This window comes from Sporosarcina sp. SAFN-010 (assembly GCF_059415065.1).
The window spans coordinates 35,048-55,978 of the sequence record NZ_JBPFDS010000010.1 but is presented as its reverse complement, the minus strand read 5'-3'; the positions used below and the strand labels follow the sequence as shown (position 1 = coordinate 55,978).

23 protein-coding genes and 1 pseudogene are annotated in these 20,931 nt (G+C 45.2%); 23 read left to right on the top strand and 1 reads right to left on the bottom strand.

The features are described from left to right. Positions 1–9: 9 nt before the first annotated feature. From ACR65F_RS12150 to ACR65F_RS12105, 10 genes and pseudogenes are all read left to right on the top strand, one after another. Positions 10–606 carry an HNH endonuclease signature motif containing protein gene (locus ACR65F_RS12150; RefSeq protein ID WP_440504559.1) on the top strand — a complete coding sequence of 199 codons (597 nt, stop codon included), beginning with the start codon at positions 10–12 and terminating at the stop codon, positions 604–606. A gap of 14 nt (positions 607–620) precedes the next feature. After that, positions 621–782 carry a hypothetical protein gene (locus tag ACR65F_RS12145; protein ID WP_440504558.1) on the top strand — a complete coding sequence of 54 codons (162 nt, stop codon included), beginning with the start codon at positions 621–623 and terminating at the stop codon, positions 780–782. 69 nt (positions 783–851) lie between these two features. After that, on the top strand, positions 852–1,619 hold the full coding sequence (locus ACR65F_RS12140) for a hypothetical protein (protein WP_440504557.1): 768 nt from the start codon (positions 852–854) through the stop codon (positions 1,617–1,619). 55 nt (positions 1,620–1,674) lie between these two features. Beyond that, positions 1,675–2,013 (top strand): hypothetical protein, encoded by a 339-nt coding sequence (locus ACR65F_RS12135; protein WP_440504556.1) that lies wholly within the window; start codon positions 1,675–1,677, stop codon positions 2,011–2,013. A 90-nt stretch (positions 2,014–2,103) separates the two neighbouring features. Then, positions 2,104–2,436 carry a hypothetical protein gene (locus ACR65F_RS12130; RefSeq protein ID WP_440504555.1) on the top strand — a complete coding sequence of 111 codons (333 nt, stop codon included), beginning with the start codon at positions 2,104–2,106 and terminating at the stop codon, positions 2,434–2,436. After that, complete coding sequence (locus tag ACR65F_RS12125; RefSeq protein WP_025783062.1) at positions 2,429–2,680, top strand: hypothetical protein; 252 nt, start codon at positions 2,429–2,431, stop codon at positions 2,678–2,680. The genes ACR65F_RS12130 and ACR65F_RS12125 overlap by 8 nt, the downstream gene beginning before the upstream one ends. A gap of 279 nt (positions 2,681–2,959) precedes the next feature. Beyond that, positions 2,960–3,283, top strand: a pseudogene (locus tag ACR65F_RS12120) (phage tail tape measure protein); the annotation flags it as partial. A 330-nt stretch (positions 3,284–3,613) separates the two neighbouring features. Beyond that, positions 3,614–3,742 (top strand): hypothetical protein, encoded by a 129-nt coding sequence (locus tag ACR65F_RS12115; protein ID WP_440504554.1) that lies wholly within the window; start codon positions 3,614–3,616, stop codon positions 3,740–3,742. A 230-nt stretch (positions 3,743–3,972) separates the two neighbouring features. Continuing rightward, complete coding sequence (locus tag ACR65F_RS12110; protein ID WP_440504553.1) at positions 3,973–6,918, top strand: phage tail tape measure protein; 2,946 nt, start codon at positions 3,973–3,975, stop codon at positions 6,916–6,918. 724 nt (positions 6,919–7,642) lie between these two features. After that, complete coding sequence (locus ACR65F_RS12105) at positions 7,643–8,215, top strand: site-specific integrase (RefSeq protein WP_440504552.1); 573 nt, start codon at positions 7,643–7,645, stop codon at positions 8,213–8,215. A gap of 148 nt (positions 8,216–8,363) precedes the next feature. Here the strand turns inward: ACR65F_RS12105 and ACR65F_RS12100 are convergent, their stop codons facing one another. After that, positions 8,364–8,993 (bottom strand): hypothetical protein, encoded by a 630-nt coding sequence (locus ACR65F_RS12100; RefSeq protein WP_440504551.1) that lies wholly within the window; start codon positions 8,991–8,993, stop codon positions 8,364–8,366. Between the two features lie 547 nt (positions 8,994–9,540). On the opposite strand from ACR65F_RS12100, the gene ACR65F_RS12095 reads away from it, so the two are divergent. From ACR65F_RS12095 to gpmI, 13 genes are all read left to right on the top strand, one after another. After that, positions 9,541–10,008, top strand: a complete 468-nt coding sequence (locus tag ACR65F_RS12095; protein WP_440504550.1) for a MerR family transcriptional regulator — start codon at positions 9,541–9,543, stop codon at positions 10,006–10,008. A 422-nt stretch (positions 10,009–10,430) separates the two neighbouring features. Further along, positions 10,431–10,913 (top strand): RrF2 family transcriptional regulator, encoded by a 483-nt coding sequence (locus tag ACR65F_RS12090; protein ID WP_440504549.1) that lies wholly within the window; start codon positions 10,431–10,433, stop codon positions 10,911–10,913. A gap of 31 nt (positions 10,914–10,944) precedes the next feature. Further along, positions 10,945–11,916 (top strand): LLM class oxidoreductase, encoded by a 972-nt coding sequence (locus tag ACR65F_RS12085; protein ID WP_440504548.1) that lies wholly within the window; start codon positions 10,945–10,947, stop codon positions 11,914–11,916. A gap of 79 nt (positions 11,917–11,995) precedes the next feature. Further along, entirely contained in the window at positions 11,996–12,220 is a 225-nt protein-coding gene (locus tag ACR65F_RS12080) for a DUF896 domain-containing protein (RefSeq protein ID WP_440504547.1), read from the top strand. A 43-nt stretch (positions 12,221–12,263) separates the two neighbouring features. Next, positions 12,264–13,142 carry an Hsp33 family molecular chaperone HslO gene (gene hslO / locus ACR65F_RS12075; RefSeq protein ID WP_440504546.1) on the top strand — a complete coding sequence of 293 codons (879 nt, stop codon included), beginning with the start codon at positions 12,264–12,266 and terminating at the stop codon, positions 13,140–13,142. Between the two features lie 207 nt (positions 13,143–13,349). Then, entirely contained in the window at positions 13,350–13,925 is a 576-nt protein-coding gene (locus ACR65F_RS12070) for a LemA family protein (protein WP_440504545.1), read from the top strand. Then, positions 13,925–14,731 (top strand): TPM domain-containing protein, encoded by an 807-nt coding sequence (locus tag ACR65F_RS12065; RefSeq protein ID WP_440504544.1) that lies wholly within the window; start codon positions 13,925–13,927, stop codon positions 14,729–14,731. The genes ACR65F_RS12070 and ACR65F_RS12065 overlap by 1 nt, the downstream gene beginning before the upstream one ends. An 80-nt stretch (positions 14,732–14,811) precedes the next feature. Then, positions 14,812–15,051, top strand: coding sequence for a glutaredoxin family protein (locus tag ACR65F_RS12060; protein ID WP_440504543.1), 240 nt, complete (start codon positions 14,812–14,814; stop codon positions 15,049–15,051). Positions 15,052–15,136: 85 nt separating this feature from the next. Further along, positions 15,137–16,213: a sugar-binding transcriptional regulator gene (locus tag ACR65F_RS12055; protein WP_440504542.1), complete on the top strand. Its 1,077-nt coding sequence runs from the start codon at positions 15,137–15,139 to the stop codon at positions 16,211–16,213. Between the two features lie 85 nt (positions 16,214–16,298). Further along, positions 16,299–17,306, top strand: a complete 1,008-nt coding sequence (gene gap, locus ACR65F_RS12050; RefSeq protein ID WP_440504541.1) for a type I glyceraldehyde-3-phosphate dehydrogenase — start codon at positions 16,299–16,301, stop codon at positions 17,304–17,306. Between the two features lie 148 nt (positions 17,307–17,454). After that, positions 17,455–18,642 (top strand): phosphoglycerate kinase, encoded by a 1,188-nt coding sequence (locus ACR65F_RS12045; RefSeq protein ID WP_440504540.1) that lies wholly within the window; start codon positions 17,455–17,457, stop codon positions 18,640–18,642. Between the two features lie 14 nt (positions 18,643–18,656). Beyond that, positions 18,657–19,418, top strand: coding sequence for a triose-phosphate isomerase (tpiA, locus tag ACR65F_RS12040; RefSeq protein WP_440504539.1), 762 nt, complete (start codon positions 18,657–18,659; stop codon positions 19,416–19,418). Further along, the gene (gene gpmI / locus ACR65F_RS12035) at positions 19,411–20,931 is read left to right on the top strand and encodes a 2,3-bisphosphoglycerate-independent phosphoglycerate mutase (protein ID WP_440504538.1); all 1,521 of its coding nucleotides are present in this window, start codon (positions 19,411–19,413) and stop codon (positions 20,929–20,931) included. The genes tpiA and gpmI overlap by 8 nt, the downstream gene beginning before the upstream one ends.

Below are 20,931 nucleotides of genomic sequence, written 5' to 3'. Positions count from 1 at the left end.
TGATCAGCGATGATGTGTCTTTGTAGAGTGTGCGGCCAAGAAAAAAGCATTGACCTATTCGAGCGTGATAGCCGGAAAAAGAACGGTACTACAACACGGTGCAAGGATTGTAAGCATCTATCTAATAGGAAATCTGCAAAGGCGTTCGGTCGCCTGCGAGAAAAACAGAAGAAGTATCCGATCCCAATTGAGACAGATCAGCAGGAGTTTGATGTTCTTTTTGCTCAAATGGATGATTTGTGTAGCTATTGCGGTTGTGCGTATACGAGTACGCCGACAATCGACCATATCCAGGCGATGAAAAACGGTGGCAGACACCATATCAGCAATCTGACGCTAGTCTGCAAGTCGTGCAATTCCGCTAAAAACAACAAGCCGTTACTAGTTTATTACGAACAAAATGCGCTCAACTTCCCGCAAATTAATCTTACGAGTGTAGTTCACCACATGGCGTATTTTTCTAGGCGAACTTTTGACGAAGTAGTCGAGGAACTAGAACAGCAAAAACGTGATTATTGCGAGGTTAGGGGATGGAATTGTTATGCGACAGACTTTACTAGATGGACGGCTTATTTTGCGTTTCTAAATGTACGGAAAGCATCCTAAGGAGGTGATCGCAGATGTCACGAAAAAATTCATATGAAATCCGAGAGCGTAACAAACCACAGCAATTAAAACGAAGTGAGGCAAAGAGTAAGCGGAATGGTAGGATTCCACATGATATGCGCGACTTATTTGCACGCAAAATGATGAAAGTTATCGAGCGTATGCAGGACGAATAGTAGACGTGCTACCAAATTTATATGTAACTCGGAAACATCAAATAATAACTTTAAAAGGGGATTATCTAAATGACAGAAAAATACGTTGATGTACTAATTACTGAAGCAATAGATATTAATGGGAGTCATAAATACGAAGGGAATATATACCCGCTAACCGAAGCGCAAGCACAAAAAGTTGAGTCGGAAGGCAAAGGTCAAACTACGTATGTCGGGCCGTTAGAAACACATAAAAAAACTATGGAAACTTTGTCGGAGCAATTATTTTCTAAACTTACGACGATAGAAGAAGATCCGCGGCTAACGGATTTCGCTAAGAAGGAAGACAAAGAAGCGGCCATTAAAGAAAGCGAGGCTATCGCACAAGGTATACAAGAAAAGTATGAAAATGAGTTGCGTATTTTAAGTGAAGCAGCGCAGGAGAAGTTTAGGAACTCCGTGCCTGCGACGTCACTCTCGCCGGATGAAATAAAAACTAAAGCTCGTCTAATAATGTCAGAAACAGCCCTTGCATCAACTTTCAATGATGCAGTTAGGGTAATTAGGGACCAAATTGAGCACGCTGAACCGATCGTATTGAGGGAATTACAATCACATTTCTATCAAGTTAAATCTGATTTAGAATCCAAAATGTCTAAAAGTGGTGATGGGTATGAGCGCATTATACAAGGGGGAGACCTTAAAAAATTGTATGAAAGCCTTAAAAAGAAATCCCTGACACCCGAACAATCGGAATTAAAGAAGCGTGCAGATTTGTTTACAGCCCTGACGCAACAAAGAGGCGATGTTCGGGAGGACTTCGCTAGGACTACTAAAATTATGAGACGTCAACTGTAAAAAATGAAGGGTATAATGCGCAACTAGTTCGAAATCGACAAAGGGGACGTTAAAAATGCCAATTGCATATCAGATGGACGTGACAAAAAGCGTAATCATGGCGCAAGCTCCGTCGGCGATTAACGGATATAAATCCACCGCTAGGATGGTACGTTACTCTGCCACTGCAACTTGCTTTGACGGTACGTCGATTAACTTAGTAAACGGACTTAACCGCCCGTTATACGAGGTTCTCGACGAAGCATTAAGCGCGTTGTTTAAGTTACTAGCGGCTAAGGACGTGACAGCCGTTGTGTCGTTCAAAATGAACGTAGGACTCGCAGAGGGAGCTAAAGCTGCGCTGTTGAACAAATATGCGGCGGAAACTGAATTTGCGACAATCAAATTTGCATAGGCGAAAACATGGCGCTCGGGCTATTCCGGGCGCTTTTTATTTACATGAAAAGGCCAAAGTTAGTCAAAGTCAAACTTAGGGGGAATTAAGATGAACACACTGGAAGACGTAAAAAAGATCATGCAACGCTCGTTTTATGAAACGGCCGCAGAGATGCAAAAAGTCGAGGACTTATCGAAGATCAAAGAGGGCGCGCGCATTGCGGAGTTACGCTTTGCCGAGGGGCTACAGGAACTTGAGAAATTAAAACTGTCAAAAGACGACAGGCGTCACTTTAAGCTGCTACGTGAGGCGTACTTAGACATCATTAAGTCGGTCCAGTACATCCAAAAAGGCAATCACGTCATGGCAAATAGATATAGCCTGCAATCCGGGGAGAAAGCGTTTAGATACGCCCAAGCAAGGATGCGATTAAGTGAATAACGGCGACATCCTAATCAAGATTGGCGCAGATATAACTCAATTTAGTCGGTCCATGCAAAAAGCAAATAGCGATTTAAAGCAATTTGGTACCGCGAATAAAGAAACGTTTACAGCATTTAAGCAAACCGGAGCAGTCGTCACAGGTCTCGGAGTTTCAATTGCTGCAGGACTAGGAGGTGCCGTAAAAGTCGCGTCCGATTATCAGTCAGCGTTTGCTGGGGTAAATTCTTGCCCTCTCCGTTAGAAATAGCGGAGTAACAAATCGAGCAAAAACGGTGAAAGCTAAGGCTCGGGCTATGCCAACACCGTGGTAACTTCGTAGATTTCGAAAGGCTACGAAGCACCGTAGAGCGTAGCAGGTGAATAAATATAATCCTGCCAAGAGTGTTCGACGCCTAAACGTTTTGGACGTAGGCGAAAATGTACGCCGATCTAGGTACGAATTGACGTACCGTCATGCGAGGAAACTCCTAGAAGTAAAGGATAAAAAGCCTTTACGTTAACAATATGAAGGAAGACTACAGACGCTACTGAAACAGAGTTTTCGAAACTATCGCAGGGAATTCGGAACATGTCTAAGGAGTTACCAGCCAGCGCGGTGGAAATCGCAAATGTCGCTGAAACAGCCGGACAATTGGGGATAAAAAGTGGCGATATTTTGGAGTTCTCCAAGACGATGGTAAACCTCGGAGTTGCGACAAATATGTCGTCAGAAGAAGCCGCTACGTCACTTGCGCGTTTGGCTAACATAACGCAAATGCCGATGGATAAAATCAGTAACCTCGGATCTACTGTAGTTGCTTTGGGTAAAAGAAATTGCCCGGCCGTTGAGAAATTAGCGGCATAAAATATCGAGTGAATTCAAGGAAAGCTAAGTGTTTTGTGATTAAACATATGCCGATCTTGAGCCAAGCGCGTAGTAAACTGCGTGAAGGTGCAACGACTAGATAAAGTACCCTAATCAAAAAAGCTACTCAAAATGGGTGGCTTTTTTGTATGGAGAAATATCCACGAGCGCTCGACGCCTAAACAGATGATGCTGCAGGCGATGACATAGTCTGAACCAGGTGCGAAGTGACGCACCATAATGCGGGGAAACCCCTGGAAGTAGAGGATAAAGAGCCTTTACGTTAACAAATTGAATAACCTGGCAACTACGGAGTCAGAAATCGTCGAAATGTCTCTACGACTAGCCGGTGTTGGTGCACAAATCGGACTGACCGAGCCGGAAATTGCGGCGCTAGCAGGATCGATGTCCTCAGTGGGTAAACAAAAATGCCCAGTTGTCGAGAAATTGGCAGCTTAAAAAATCGGGTGAATTCATGGAAAGCCCTTCCGGGTAATCATGAGCCAAGTCACGCAGGGATGCGTGGAAGGTGCAACGACTAATCGCATACCACTAGACCAGTGATGAAGCGGACACGAGCGCCCGACACCTAAACAGACCTTGCTGTAGGTGATGATATAGTCTGAACCGGGTACGAAACAACGTACCATCATGCGAGGAAACTCCCGGAAACAGGGATAAAGAGCCCTGTGATAACACATTTGATTGAGGCCGAGGCTGGGGGCAGCGCCATGAGCATGGTCATGAAGAAAATCGACAAGGCTGTGTCTCTAGGTGGTGGAGCAGTAGAAAGGTTTACTGAAGGCGTTGGGCTTAACGCAAAAGAATTCGCGGAAATGTGGAAGGCGAATCCGATTGACGCGCTGAATCTATTTATCGAATCGCTCGGAAAAAGCGGTCGAGAAGGCGAAAACCTCGCTGCAATGCTCGACTTTATGGGCATAAAGGGTATCCGCGAACAAGATACGATTTTACGTCTTGCCGGTGCCCAAGGTCTTCTAACGGAATCTCTCGACATCGCGAACAAAGGATGGAGCGAAAACAGTGCTCTATCTAACGAGGCCGCTGAACGTTATAAGACGCTAGAATCGAAGATGGCGATATTCAGCAACGTAATAAAAGACATCGGAATATCTATCGGCGACGCCCTACTTCCTTACATTACGCAATTCGTGGACAAGATGACGGAACTAGGAAAGTGGATTGGCGACCTTAATCCGAAGTTTCTGCAGCTCGGAGCGCTAGTCGCAGCGGCGTCCGCGGCATTTCTAATCGTTGGAGGTTCGGCGCTACTATTAATCGGATTTGTACCGCAAATCATCACGGGCTTTATGGCGCTAAGTACGGTAGCTGGTGCGTTGGGTACGGCCTTCACAGTTCTGACGGGTCCAATCGGTATTGCTATCGCAGCCATTGTTGCAATCGGTGCAGCGCTAGTCGTTGCGTATAACAAAGTCGACTGGTTCCGCGCGGGTGTCGATAAAGCGTGGTCGATGATTAAGCAGGCGACAGCGACGGCATTTAACGCTATCAGGTCGACCATTACGAGTATTATGGGCGCCGTGTTGACCTTCGCAAAGTCGCAGTTAGATATACTGAAAAACTTCTGGAACGCAAACGGTAAAGCTATTGTAGCCAGCGTTAAAACGCATTTCAGCAATATCCAAGCGACCATAAAAATGGTGATGGGGATTATTCAAGGCATTTTCCAAGTGGCATGGCCGTTGATTTCCGGAATTGTTAAAGTCGCGTGGGCGTTAATCCAATCAGTTGTGACGACTGCGATCCAGCTAGTCCTCGGAATCATCCAAACGACTATGCGGATATTGCAAGGCGATTGGAAGGGTGCCTGGGACACGATAAAAACCACAGCGTCGAATATTCTTTCTAGCATCGTCAGTATTTTTAGGGGTATCGACCTCGTACAGATCGGAAAGAACATCATACAAGGGCTAATCAACGGAATTGGAAGTATGGCCAGTGCGGTTGTCGAAAAGGTTAAGTCGATAGCATCCTCAATTCCGGAGTGGGCCAAGAAGATGCTAGGAATCCACTCGCCTTCCCGCGTCATGATCGAGATCGGTAAACATACGGGACAAGGGCTCGCGAACGGAATCGCCTCTATGAAAGGCGTCGTAACCGCGTCAATTAAAGGGCTTACGAGTGTTCTGCTAAACGTCACGAAGGCGAGCAACGCGGAAATCAACGCAATTCACCGTAAGCAGTCAGCGGACGAAAAGAAGATTATCGCGGACAAGAATCGTGACATCGCGAATATCCATGCGCAGGCGCGCGCTAAGAAACGCAAATTAACGGTTTCGGAGATTCAGCGTATCGCGAAGATTGAGTCCGACGCGAAGGCGAAATTGGTCGCTAACGAACGCAAGCATGGCGCGGAAATCGTCAAGGTACAGGAGAAGGTTGCGAAGGATCGTCTTGCTGCGATTAAGCAGTACGTCGAGGATAAGAAGTCTACGGAAGAATTGTCACTCGTAGCAGAAGCCGAAGTATGGCGACGGTCATTGGCGCAGTTTAAGGCAGGCACGAAGGAACGCGTCGAAGCGCAGAAGCAATACCAGGCAGCGGTCGAAGCCGTTAATAAAGAAGTCACGGCGATTAATCAAGAGTACGCGGATAAGATGCAGAAGATTAACGATGACCTGGCGAAGAGTGAGCACGATCTTAACGCCGAGTATAACAAAGCGTATAGCGACCGTGTGTCCGCGATTACGGGATTTGCGAATACATTCGATGAGTTCGTATCCAAGTTCGAAGGTACCGGACAGACGTTGCTCGACAACCTACAATCGCAAGTTACCGGACTTCAAGACTGGCGCTCCGTCCTCGATTCACTATGGGGAAAAATCGACGATCAAGCCTTGATGGAAGAACTCGAAGCGATGGGGCCGAAAGCACTCGGCGAATTGCAGGCGCTTAACGGACTGTCCGAGCAACAGCTTACGCAGTACGTGGCATTGTACAATCAGAAGTTTGCGTTAGCGCGTGACCAAGCGGACAAGGAACTCGCCGGCATGAAGGAAGATACGGCTAATCGCATTACGGCTATGCGTGAAACGGCGAATGCTGAACTCGAGAAGATGTGCACGGAATGGACGAGTAAAATCGTAGCGCTTACGAAGGTGACAGATACCGAGTTGAAGTCGCTAAAAGACATCGGTAAAAACGCTGGACAAGGCTTGCTAAACGGATTGGCGTCTATGGAACCGGCTCTTATCGCTAAAGCTACGTCAATAGCGAACTCAATTAAGGCAGCCATGGCCGCCGCGTTCGATATTCACTCACCATCGAGATGGATGCGTGATTTTATTGGCGTCAATATGATGCGAGGTTGGATTGATGGAATGGCTTCGATGCAGTCGAGAGTCATTGGGATGTCGAGACAAGCAACCGACTGGATGACGCCTGCGGTTCCGCAAATAGCGGGTTATCAAGCACCGTCCCGCTCGTCTATTCGGACAGCGAGCGTTGGAGCGACTTTGAATGGCGAGGGCAAGTCGGGCATCACCGTGACTCAGACGCTACATTTCCACGATCATCCGATTTCACCGGCAGAGGCCGCACGTAAGCAGAAACAGGCAGCGCAACAACTCGCATTGCAATGGCAGACGCGATAATCGTACACATTCAAGGACGGCATCCTTAACGGGGTGTCGTCCTTTTTTTTTATGCGGTAATACCGAACGTGGAAAAGGTGCCGGAGTCCGATTATAAATTACGTCAATGTTGCGCGCAATGGGGTGTCGATAAAAGGGGCGACAGGACATGCGTAAATACATAGGTAACACGTTAGCGTAGTGAAGCGCTCTATAGAAGGAACTCAAAACGCAGGCTTGACGTAGCTTTACGTTTGGATGCCGTTTTTGTCCTATATTTGATGTTCCACCATGTAACAAAAGTGCAACGATTAGCGTCGATATAGGGGTACGTAATCGGACGATATAGTGGCGTTATGGATTCTGCGTAGCTCCGTGTTTTTGCAGCTTTCGCCCTCTGGCGCGCGGGTAGCCAAACGCTTTGAGGCTTGCGTTATTAAGGCAAAACGAACATAGAGATTATATGCGACGTAATATAGAAGGAAGTTTAAAAGCGGACTGCGGATAATGTTCGGTTTGAGGTCGCTCTTTGCAGCTTCGGCTATCTTACGCGTGCCTACTCCAACGTTTTGAATCGTCAATATTACGCCAGCTTATCAGTTCACGGCGGACAGCCTCGCCAAACTCACGGGGTCGGGAACAATGCTGTATGTACCTTATTGTATATTATCGTACATTAAATCGTTGACACGACGGGGTTCTTTGTTTATACTAACGATAATATACATTGAACGTACGATAACGTATGAAAAGAGGCGGTAATATGGCGAAGGTAAAGAACGTTCAGCCGTTAAGAACAGCGGAGGAAATCGAGGATATGCGATGGGCATTGCGCCGGTATGCGAGTGAGCGCGATCTGTTCATGTTTAACATCGGGATCAACTCGGGACTGCGCGTCAGTGACATCGTGCCATTGCGGGTGCGCGACGTAAAGGGAAAGACCCACGTCACACTGCGTGAGACTAAGACGGGCAAGACTAAACGCTTCCTATTGCCACGGGCTACACGCGCAGAGGTGGACGCCTACACAGTGAACATGGAGCCGGACGATTACCTGTTCAAGTCACGCAGAGGCGACAGCCATATCACTACGACGCAAGCCTATCGTGCCTTACAAAAGGCAGCGGAGGCACTCGGACGGGACGACATAGGCACGCACACGATGCGCAAGACAATGGGCTTCCATCACTACCGTAAGCATAAGGACGTAGCGACGTTACAGCATCTGTTCAATCATGCTGCACCATCTGTAACGCTATTGTATATCGGCATAACAGATGATGAAGCGGACGCAACGATGGAGGACTTCGCGCTATAAACAACACAAACAGACGCAGGGCTGCTACTAGCCGAGCGTCTTTTTTATTTCCCATAAAAAATACAACGGGGGGGCATACGAAAACGGGCGACCGGTTTGCAGGCGCCTCTTAAATCCGTACAAAAAATTTTCATTTGGGGGTTAAACTTTACTTCCATTTACTGATAAACGTACCCACTCCGTCTGCCATCGACTGTGCTCCGTCTTTAACCTCGCTGACAATGTACGTCAGCAAGTGGGTCCACGTAAGATCCTCTTCATACGGATTATTCTTCCGCAGATACCGCATGACCTTTTTCAATTCTTCCATGCGTCGCTCGTCAAGTTCGCGTTTTAAGTAGTCTCGCACATAGTCGTTCAGAAACTCGCTATTGCGGATTGCAGCGTCTAATAGTAAAGCCGTGGCGCGTGACGGACTGACGTCTAATGCGTAAGCCAGCGTAGCTACATGTTCGTAATCGTGCGCATGAAATCGGATAGTGATCCGCTCCGTCTTGCCCGGCGCCACTTTACGTTGCAACGATGGCCGGCTAATATCGCCCATGTATACGGTCTGCCCCAAACGTAAATCACGACGGAAATTAAGTGCGAGATAGCCGATAACCTTTTTTGAGGTCAAACCGCTAATGCAAATCGCTTCGGCGACGTCCTTAACGGGTGTGTCGGTGATATAAGATAGGCGATGGATTGTGTCCTTTAAAACAATCGAAATAGTTGGCGCCGATTGCCGCTTTTTATCCGATCTCTGCTTACGTTTTGCGCCCTGCCCCACTGACATATTATCGTCCCTTCTCCGGTTTTTCCCTGCTAACGTGTAGCTGTGTAGCAGACTTAACTTACGATATGCCGGGGAGCGGGGCAGTATGCGAGCGGCACGTATAAGAAGCGGAAAGCCCGTCCATACTGCGAGTATCATAGTTTTGGAGGTCGTTATTTATGGCAAAGCAGACGAAAAAGGAACTTGCGCAGGAACAGGCTCGTGCAATTATGGATCATGGACGCAAAATCGGATTGCCAGCGAAGCCACGCAAGCGTAAATAAACCGGACGGTAGTGTTTAGTCATACGAGGTATTACGTTGTCATACCAATTCATAGCGATATGCCCGTCTTGTCATACGTAGTCATACCTCGTCATACCAATTCATAGCGAGCGTCATACGTAGTCACACACGTAGGCGCTTTTTGGTGTTCGGCAATAACAGGCGCTTCACAAGCCGATTTGAGCCCACTAACTTTGCCTACACGCCTAACCATGTAGCCTATCTATGCTTACGCCTTTCAATCGGTTATACTGGACGTGAAAGTTATGTAAAGGGTGAAGACTATGACGGAACATATCGCTACATATTCTGTAAAACAGGCGTCACAGGCGGTCGGGATCAGCGTGGGAACCGTCCGCAGGTACGCCGGTCTGTTGGAATTGCACGGATATTGGATTAATCGCGACGAGCAGAATGCTAGGCTCTTTTGTGATGCAGACTTAAACGCTATGAAACTACTAAGGAAGAACACGGAAGCGGGAAGGACGTTGCAATTGATCGCGCGTGATATTGCAGTAGCGCAGAAGGAACCGAAAGTATTTCAGGATAATCGGCAGGTTCCAAGTGATAAGCAAGCTATTCGTAAGTTAGAGTCAATCGTCTCGACTTTAGTCGAAAAGGTAGACGAATTATTGAACGTGCAAGAGGACACACGGCAGGATATTAATGTGGCGTTATTGAAGATTGAAAAGCTGAAAGCGGAAAAGGAGGAACTATTCGCAGAGAAGTTGGAATGGTTTCAGAAGCGGTAGAATACTTCCACGGAATTGACGTCAGATGCGATAACTGACTAGACGGATTATGCGCTCCGTGTTATGCTTGTCTTACGTAAATTGAGCGGGAAGCGCGTAGCACTACGTCAGCTTATACGAACACCTATCGTCATATCAGCGTTCTATGCCGTCCACCTAACGAGTGGTGCAATGGATAGCACGCAAGCCTCCGAAGCTTGAAATGTGGGTTCGACTCCCGCCGAGGGCATACTAACCCCCCTACACTTGGATTTATCCAAGTGTAGGGGGTTTTTCGTTTTTTTATACATGAAGTCCTTTAGATAATCCCGACGACTTTACTTTTACACAATCTAGTGTATATTGATATAACGTGTACAACTGTTATCCACGTTAGAGAAAACAAGCAGATTTCTATTATTTATTCTAAGGAGGGAACACGAATGCAAATGAAAGCCGGGTTTGAACAATCCATCTATGCTATTCTCTTACTCAATCTATTACCAGAAAAGGCTGTATTGCCCGGTGAAGCCATTAGTCACCAATTAGGAACTTCTCCGACGTATTCTAAGAAAATGCTTAGGAAGTTAGTGCGTGCAGATTTGATAACGTCCACCACAGGTAGTAAAGGGGGATTCAAGTTGAAGCAGAAAGCAGAAAATATTCGTACCTATGATGTTTATCTGGCGATAGAAGGGCAACAGTCGCTTTACTCTTCTAGTGGAATCCTTGACGACATGCTTGAATTGGACAAAGAAGATCGATGCTGCATATTAGTAGACTTAATGGATGATGCTGAAGTGGCCTGGAAAAATGTACTGAAGCAAAAAACAATAGCCTCCCTTTTTGAAGATATGCATGCGGATCATTTGTTGGAAGAGTTAAAAACGCTCGAACAATGGATTGAGGAAAAAATGGTCGTCTAACTAAGGGGTAGGAAACATCGGAGGATAAATCATGACTGATTTTCAGGCGCACAATGGTTTTGCACGTACATTCAAAGAAGATAAATTAACATTAGGAATCACTCTTCCAACGGAGAAAAAGTCAGGAGAAGTCAACAAGTTAACTCTAGACGAACAAATGGCCCTAGTAAGAAACGCGGAAGACTTGGGATTTGCTTCATTGTTCGTAAGAGATTCACCATTGCTAGACCCTGACTTTGGGGATGGGGGAGTCTTGTATGATCCGTTTATCTTACTAGCGTATGTCGTCGCCCATACAAAAAAACTTGCGATTGGAACGGCTAGTGCGGTAACGACACTCCGTCATCCTTTACACCTAGCGAAGGCTGCAGCTTCGTTAGACGAATTGTCGCAACAACGTTTTTTGTTTGGGATTGCGACAGGAGATCGTGCGATAGAATTCCCTGCATTTAAAGTGGATAGGACAAAGAAGCCAGAGTTATTTAGAGAATCCGTACAAGTGATGAAAAAAGTATGGAAGGAAGCATTTCCGGAACTGCAGACAGAGCGAGTAGGAATGACTGCGGGGGATATTATTCCGAAACCGGCATTTGCTGCAATTCCTACTTTTGGAACCGGATTTTCAGGTCAAACGGTTGAGTGGCTAGCTGAACATACAGATGGTTGGTTGTTCTATGCTCAAGAACTCAAAAAACAACGTGAAATCATCCAGCTTTGGCGTGATCATACACCTACATTCAAGCCATTTATACAGCCGCTAGTTGTCGACTTGTTAGAAAACCCAGTGGCAGCTCCAAACCCCATACCGGTTATCGTTGGATTTAAATCAGGTCGTATGTTTTTGATCGACTATCTAAATGCTTTACAAGAAATTGGAGTGAATCACGTCGTCTTGAACCTGCGGTCGAACACGCGTCCGATTGAAGACGTTCTGCAAGAAGTAGGAGAATATGTATTACCGCGCTTCCCATCTTTTGAACGCGTGGAAATACAGCACTCTTAAACGCTTTCTTTTAAGGGAAAGCACATCAAACGATCGTACAGATTGCCTTGTATACTAAATAGAAAAGAGTGAACATAACATGATTGAAAGTTTAACTAGAATCAATGAATTAGCAAAGAAAGAACGGCAAGAAGGACTAACAAATGCTGAGCGCGTTTGGCAACAAGTATTACGAGAAGACTATTTGAGAGAAATAGGTGGGCAAGTACGCAATACGTTTTCAGGAATGACAGTGATCGACCCACTTGGAAATGACGTTACACCAGAAAAAATACGTCTCGAGAAAATAGATAAAGATTTGTGAAGCTCAATTTGTATGGGGGCTGAGGAAAGGAGGAAACGCAAAAATGAATGACTACCTAGTGAAAGCTATCGCGTATGAAGGACAACTTCGTGCTTACTCCGTTATAACGACAGAAATAGTGAAAGAAGCTAGGCGTCGGCATGATACGATACGCGCTTCTACAGAAGCACTTGGACAGATGTTGACTGCAGGTGTGCTGCTAGGGACGACACTGAAAGGTACTGAAAAGTTGACGATGAAGGTAAATGGCGGTGGCCCGATTGGCAGCGTTTCAGTTGATGCGAACGCAGACGGTGAAGTCCGAGGATATGTTACAAATCCTAAGATGGGATTGGACTTTCCTGAATTTGATCAATCAGATGTTGAAACTGCTGTAGGATTAGATGGTGTATTTTCGGTCTCTAAATACATTGGCGTGCATGCACCATTTGTTGGGCAGGTTCCGCTAGTTTCAGGAACAATAGAGGAAGATTTTTCATTGTACCTGAACAACTCTGAACAAACTGCGTCAATAGTTAAGATGGGGGTTATGTTGGACGCGAGTTATAACGTTCAATCTGCCGGTGGAATTATCATCCAGATGATGCCTGGAGCTAGTAAAGAACTATTTGAACGAGTTCAAGCTTATGTGCGCGAAATGGACTCAATTCCTTCCATGGTTGCACGAGGAGCCAAACCGGAATTTCTGCTAGAAGAAATAGTGGGGGCTGAAAATCTTACTATATTAGAGCGAACCCCTGTTCGTTTTCAGTGCCAATGTTCTGAGGAAAGAATCTCAAATGCAATTATAAGTTTGGGGAAGGAAGAGATTTCTGACATCATTAATACGGATGGTCATGCTGAAGCGAATTGCCATTACTGTAATGAGACATATTTTTTCACGAAAGAGGAATTAGAGAAGTTGATGTCCGAAGCTAGTTGATGGTTCGTTATTCTCACTTTCCATCCATACCGGTTACATTGCTGATTCTGTGTCTGAAAACTATTCAGACACAGGATTTTTTCATATAAAGAAACTTTTTGTTTTCTTATTCGTATAAAGAGAGAGTAGGAACGTTTTGAGTAAGTTAGTTTCAGGGTAAACTTCTGAAAGTGTCGAAGCGAAAAACTTATTGAGGAGGCGGGGAATTTGAAGAAGTTATTGGGACCGATAATAATCATCGGAGTAATTATTTTGATAGTAGTGGGGATTTTCACTTCAAGCTATAATAAATTCGTGACGGCTGAAGAGAATGTAGATCAAGCGTATTCACAGATTGAGACGCAACTGCAACGAAGAGTGGATCTCATCCCTAACCTCGTGAATACCGTAAAAGGGTTTGCGAAGCAAGAGAAGGAAGTAATTGGTCAAGTAACAGAAGCTCGTTCAAAACTAGCTGGTGCAAACGGTCCACAGGAGCAAGCTGCAGCGGACTCTGAGCTTTCAGGTGCACTTAGTCGATTGTTAGTAGTGGTTGAGAATTATCCAGAATTGAAAAGTAATGAGAATTACAGACAGCTTATGGATGAATTAGCTGGAACTGAAAACAGACTTGCTGTAGCACGGAAAGATTACAATAGCGAGGTCGCTTCGTATAACAAACAAGTGAAGCGTTTCCCGGGCAAACTCGTTGCGTCTGTTTTCGGATTTGACGAAAAGGAATATTTCAAAGCAGAAGCGGGTGCAGAAAAAGCACCAGAAGTCGACTTTGGGGCTGATGAGTAATGAGGAAGCTAGCTGTCCGAGCATTTGCCCTGCTTGGCATGCTTCTAGTTTTGTTGACAATTGTTCAACCGGTAGTCCACGCAAAAGTGGATGTAGTGCAAGATGAATCGGGTATTCTGTCCGAGAGTCAAATACAAGAACTAAGGGATTATGGAACGCGATTACAAAGTGCTACAGGTGCTGAATTTGCTGTATTAGTCGTACCAGACACAAATGGTGAGGATTTTCAGGACTATGCTGTAGAGAAGTTTCGTGAGTTTAAGTTAGGCGATGCCAAAGAAGAAAACGGTGCTTTATTATTCGTCAAAACTGGCGGACCAAAAGGCACCCGTGACTTTCGTTTAATTGTTGGTTATGGATTGGAAGGAGCTCTTCCTGACGGGAAAATTGGTCGTATTACTGACCAAGTGTCTGGCCCATATTTGGCAGCAGAGCAACCAGACCTAGCCGTTATGGAAGCATACAAAGCTTTTTATAACGAAATTGCCAAAGAATATGGACTTGAAGGGTCTGAACTACCTGTTGCTACCTATGGTGGAGAAAACTACGATGACGATGAGGGTGGGTTCCCAATCGTCCCAATCATCGTCATTGGTTTCATCCTCATCCAAATCTTCTTTAACTCTGGAAGAGGTGGTGGTTCCGGTGGTTCTGGAGGATCCGGTGGTAGACGTCGCGGAGGCGGTATGATCTTCTTCCCTGGATCATTCGGAGGCGGTTCAGGAGGATCAAGCGGTGGGGGTGGTTTCGGGGGCTTCGGTGGCGGTGGATCTACAGGTGGTGGAGGCGCTGGCCGAAGTTGGTAAGCCAAAAACGATCTATACAACACTTAGTGTTGCGTAGATCGTTTTTTCCTTTTACACTGAGGTTATATGGAGGGATTCTCATGCATGTACTATTTTATACCAAACCGGGCTGTCCTTTGTGTGACGAAGCTGAACAGATGATGGAACTCATCCAGGAAGACTATCCATTAACGTGGACAGCTGTAAATATTGAAGACGATGACGCGAAGCACGAACAATACGTGTTCATGATTCCTGTTGTCGAAAAAGACAATGAGGTCCTTTGTTCAGGTGTGATTAGTTATGTCGATCTTGCATTACTTTTTGAAACCGGAGTTTAAATTTGAAATTATCGGGAATAGTATGTATAGTTGCATTATAAGTTAATATATTTTTTTGACTAAAGTGGGACGTATTTTAACCTACATGGTCAATTGTTGTCCTATGATGGAAGGAGGAGTCTTTCTGAAATCGGCTATTGTGGAAGCGCAGGAGAAGTTGGTACCCGAAATGATGGCAACCCTGCAACAACGTTATCTTGTGCTAAAACTTATCAAAACATCCGGGCCAATTGGAAGACGACCTCTTGCTGACACTGCAGGTTTGTCTGAACGTGAAACACGCTCGGTCGTGGAAGCCCTTCGAGATCAGCAACTTATACGAGTTGCAAAAGAGGGAGCGACCATCACTTCTGACGGAGAAAATGTGTTGCAGCATCTTGGACCGTTAGTTGAGTTGCAATATGGCAAGAATGTACTTGCAAAGCGTATTAAAAGTTATTTTTCCATTCAAGATGTACACATTGTAAAAGGGGACAGTTCTGAACCAGGTGGCTCCAACGAATTACTTGGAACTGAAGCTGCATCTGTTTTTGCAAGTCGCATTGGAAATGGACGTATCGTGGCCGTAACTGGTGGAAGTACAATGGCAGCTATTCCGAAACACTTGAGTTGTTACCCAGGTGCAGAAGATACAGTATTCATTCCCGCTAGAGGTGGGGTTGGAGATAATATAGGACAGCAAGCGAACGTGATTGCTGCTACATTCGCACATACGTGTAATGCTTCTTATAAGTCATTATATTATCCTGAATCTCTTAGTGAGGAAGCACATGCCATATTCCTAAGAGAACCGACCGCTCAGAAAATGCTTGAGCTATATGAAACAGCGGATTGCTTACTACATGGTATTGGCGATGCGAAAAAAATGGCGGCCATGCGTGATTCCAATGAAGAAGAACAACAGTTACTCGATTCCAGAAGTGCAAAAGGTGAAGCTTTCGGGTATTACTTTAATGGTGCCGGTGAAATAGTTCATCACCTTCGAACAGTTGGAATTCAAACCGATCATCTAAAACGCATTCCATTGGTATTAGCAGTGGCGGGTGGTTCGGCAAAAGCAGAAGCGATTCTTTCGTATTTGCGAGGAGCTACAAAGCAAACTGTTCTTATTACGGATGAAGGCGCTGCAAGGGAAATCGTGAATTTGCTAGCGAACGACTAACGCAACTTGTTTACAATTGGCTCGCTTTGGAAATGTTCCGAAGTATGCCATCTATATATAACAACAAAACTTGGAGGGATTTTACATGACTGTAAAAATGGCGATTAATGGATTTGGACGTATTGGACGTATCGTAATGCGAGACACACTGGAACACGAAGAACTTGAAGTGGTAGCAGTAAACGACTTAACGGATGCACCGATGCTTGCTCACTTGTTGAAGTATGATTCAGTTCACGGAATCCTGGATGCAGAAATCACTTCGGATGAAAACCACATTATTATTAACGGTAAAAAAATTCGTGTCTATGCTGAAAAAGATCCAGCTAACCTTCCATGGAAAGACCTTGGGGTCGATATTGTTGTTGAAAGTACAGGAGTATTCCGCGACGCTAAAGGCTTACAGAAACACATCGACGCTGGAGCGAAGAAAGTCATCTTGTCAGCACCTGCTAAAGGTGATGTGAAAACACTTGTTATGGGTGTGAACGAACAAGAATATGATGCAGCAACAGATCATTACGTATCCAATGCATCATGTACTACAAACTGTTTAGCACCAGTCGTTAAAGTGTTGAACGAAAAGTTCGGCGTTGAGCGTGGCATGATGACAACAATTCACTCGTACACAAACGATCAGCGAATTCTTGACCTTCCACACGAAGACTACCGTCGTGCGCGTGCTGCAGCAGAGTCTATGATCCCGACAACTACAGGTGCAGCGTCTGCTGTAACAAAAGTAATTCCTGAATTGAAAGGGAAATTGGATGGTATGGCTGTACGTGTTCCAACACCAAACGTTTCACTCGTTGACTTCGTTGCAGAGTTGAAAAAAGACGTTACTGTTGAAGACGTAAACAGTGCATTAAAAGAAGCATCTGAAAACGAACTAAAAGGGTACCTATTCTACAGCGACCTTCCACTCGTTTCAAAAGACTATAATGGCAACCATGCTTCTTCTACAGTGGATGGTCTGTCAACAATGGTACTTGGAGACAACATGGTAAAAGTAATTAGCTGGTATGACAACGAACAAGGATATGCTGCACGTTGTATCGACCTTGCGTTGTTCATGAACGAAAAAGGACTATAAGCTACAACCGTAAACACATATCGGGCACATAAAATCTGGCTTATCAGATTGTGACCGATTATACTTAATAGATGGGCAGGAGGAACGGCATTGCCCGTTTCCTCCTTTTTTATTAAAAACTTTTGTTTGTGAAGGAGTGCTTGTTCGCATGAATGCCAAAATGACGATGAAAGACTTGGATCTAAAAGGGAAACGAGTTTTCTGCAGGGTGGATTTTAACGTACCTATGGAAGATGGGAAAGTTTCAGATGATACTAGAATCCGTGCTGCCATCCCTACAATCGAGTACCTTTCTGAACAGGGTGCAAAAGTAATTCTTGCGAGTCACCTGGGTCGTCCAAAAGGTGAAGTGAAAGAAGATTCACGTTTAACGGAAGCGGGAAAGCGATTGGCGGAATTACTAGGCAAACCCGTTTTGAAATTGGACGAGTCCACAGGGCCAGCGGTTGAGAAACAAGTTTCCGAGTTGGCTGATGGAGAAATTCTTTTACTTGAAAATGTTCGATTCCATGCAGGTGAGGAAAAGAACGATCCTGAACTTGCTAAACAATTTGCTGCACTGGCAGATGTTTTCGTCAATGACGCATTTGGAGCAGCACACCGCGCACATGCAACAACTGCTGGAATCGCGGAGTATCTGCCAAGTGTACAAGGACTTCTACTTGAAAAAGAACTCGACGTACTTGGGAAAGCATTATCAGATCCGGAGCGTCCATTTACAGCGATTATTGGTGGCGCAAAAGTGAAAGACAAGATTGGTGTCATCGATCACTTGTTGGATAAAGTCGATAATCTACTTATCGGTGGAGGCCTCTCCTATACATTTTCGCGTGCCCAGGGGCACGAAATAGGTGACTCACTGGTTGAAGAAGACAAAATCGAACTTGCAAAATCATTCATTGAAAAAGCAAAAGAAAAAGGCGTTAACTTATACTTGCCAATTGATGTGAAGGTAGCCGATTCATTCTCTGAAACGGCAGAAAATAAAGCTGTGGAAATCACAGGCATTGAAAAAGGTTGGATGGGCCTTGATATCGGTCCGAAAACCGCAGAACTTTACGACAGCGTGATCCGGGATTCAAAACTTGTTATTTGGAATGGACCGATGGGTGTATTTGAAATGGCACCATTTGCTGAAGGTACAAAGCGAGTTGCTCAAGCAATGGCTGAAACCGATGCATTTACAATTATCGGTGGTGGCGATTCTGCTGCTGCTGTTGAAAAGTTTGAAGTAGCTGAAAAAATGGACCATATCTCTACAGGTGGCGGTGCGTCATTGGAGTTCATGGAAGGTAAAGAATTGCCTGGCGTTGCTGCATTGAAAGATCGTTCATAAGGAGGAAACTACTCATGAGAAAACCGATTATCGCAGGAAACTGGAAGATGTACAAAACGATGGATGAAGCTGTAGCGTTTATAGATTCACTTGCTGGAAAGTTGAAGGAAAGTGACAAGGTGGAAACTGTGATTTGTTCACCCGCACTTTATCTAACAACACTTGTTGAAAAGACAAAAGAATTACCGGTTCGTATTGGAGCACAAACGATGCATGAAGAGGTTGAAGGGGCATTCACGGGCGAAATCAGTCCGACGATGCTTTCAAGTGTAGGTGTTGAATTTGTCATCCTTGGACACTCTGAGCGTAGACAATACTATAACGAAACAGATGAATCTGTTAACCGAAAAGTAAAATCGGCTTTTGAACACAAGCTTACACCGATTGTATGTGTAGGTGAGTCACTGGAACAGCGTGAAGACAACGCGACATCAACGATTGTTTCAGAACAAGTGAAGAAAGCGTTTGCGGGCGTTAGCGAGACAGATGCGGCTTCAGCAATCGTTGCCTATGAGCCGATTTGGGCGATTGGTACTGGACGTACAGCAACTGCAGAAGATGCGAATGAAGTGTGTGCACAAATTCGTACAGTTCTTTCAGAGCTATATTCTGAATCAGTGGCACAGGCGATCCGTATTCAATACGGCGGTAGTGTAAAACCTGGAAACATTGAAGAACTCTTATCGATGAGTGATATCGATGGAGCATTAGTCGGTGGAGCTAGTCTCGATCCGGAATCGTTCACCGCACTCGCGGAGGCTGGAGCAAATGCCTAAATGTCCTGTTGGCCTTATCATTATGGACGGTTTTGGACTGCGCTCAGAAACTTCCGGAAATGCTGTTGCGCATGCGAAGAAACCAAACTATGAGCGATTATGGAACGCATATCCCCATTCCACGTTAACAGCGTGTGGGGAAGCGGTCGGGTTGCCTGAAGGTCAAATGGGAAACTCAGAAGTCGGTCACTTGAACATTGGAGCTGGACGGATTGTCTACCAGAGTCTTACTCGGGTCAATAAATCGATTCGTGAAAACGATTTTTTCCAAAACGAAGTGTTACTTGCGGCTGTACAGCACGCAAAAGCGAATAACGGTGCACTGCATTTGATGGGATTACTATCAGATGGCGGTGTCCACAGTCATTATGAGCATTTGTTTGCATTGCTTCGCCTTGCTGAAATGAATGGCGTTCGTGAAGTATACGTTCATGCTTTTTTAGACGGAAGAGATGTTGGACCTAAAACGGCATTAACATATATCAAACAAACTGAAGAAGTCATGAAATCGGTCGGTGTGGGACAACTAGCTTCAATTTCTGGCCGCTATTATGCGATGGATCGCGACAAACGCTGGGAACGTATCAAGTTGGCATATGATGTCATGGTGAATGGTGAAGGACCTGTATACGCATCAGCTGAAGAAGGTGTCCAAGCTTCTTACGACGCAGGTGTGACAGACGAATTCGTTGTGCCATTTATTGTTCAACCAGAGGGACAGGCTCCTATTCAGATTTCTGAGGGAGACTCTGCTGTATTTTTCAATTTCCGACCTGACCGCGCGATTCAGTTATCCCGTGTGTTCACGCAAAATGGATTTGAAGGATTTGCAGCGAAAAAATATACAGATTTAAAATTTGTTACATTTACGGATTACAGTGCTGAAGTTGCTTCCCAAGTTGTATTTGCCAGACAAGATTTAAAAAATACAATTGGTGAAGTCCTTTCACAAAACAATATTCGTCAGCTTCGTATTGCAGAAACTGAAAAGTATCCGCATGTAACGTTCTTCATGAGTGGTGGACGAGAGGAAGAATTCGAAGGCGAGAAGAGAATTCTAATCCCTTCACCTAAAGTTGCCACGTACGATTTGAAACCTGAAATGAGTGCGTACGAAGTAACAGATGCGCTCATCAAAGAAATACAAGAGGACCAAATCGATGCGTTCATCCTCAATCTTGCGAATCCTGACATGGTCGGTCATAGTGGAATGCTCGAACCGACAGTGAAAGCGGTTGAGACAACGGATGAGTGTGTTGGACGTATCCTAGATGTGTTACTTGCTAAAGGTGGCACAGCGATTATTACAGCAGACCACGGAAATGCAGACGAAGTAATGACAATTGAAGGTGCACCAATGACTGCGCATACGACTAATCCAGTACCAGTAATTGTGACGAAAGATGGCGTTACACTAAGAGAAGGCGGTATTCTCGCTGATCTTGGGCCAACCATGTTAAAATTACTAGGTATCAAACAGCCAGTAGAGATGACAGGAACGCCATTATTTTAA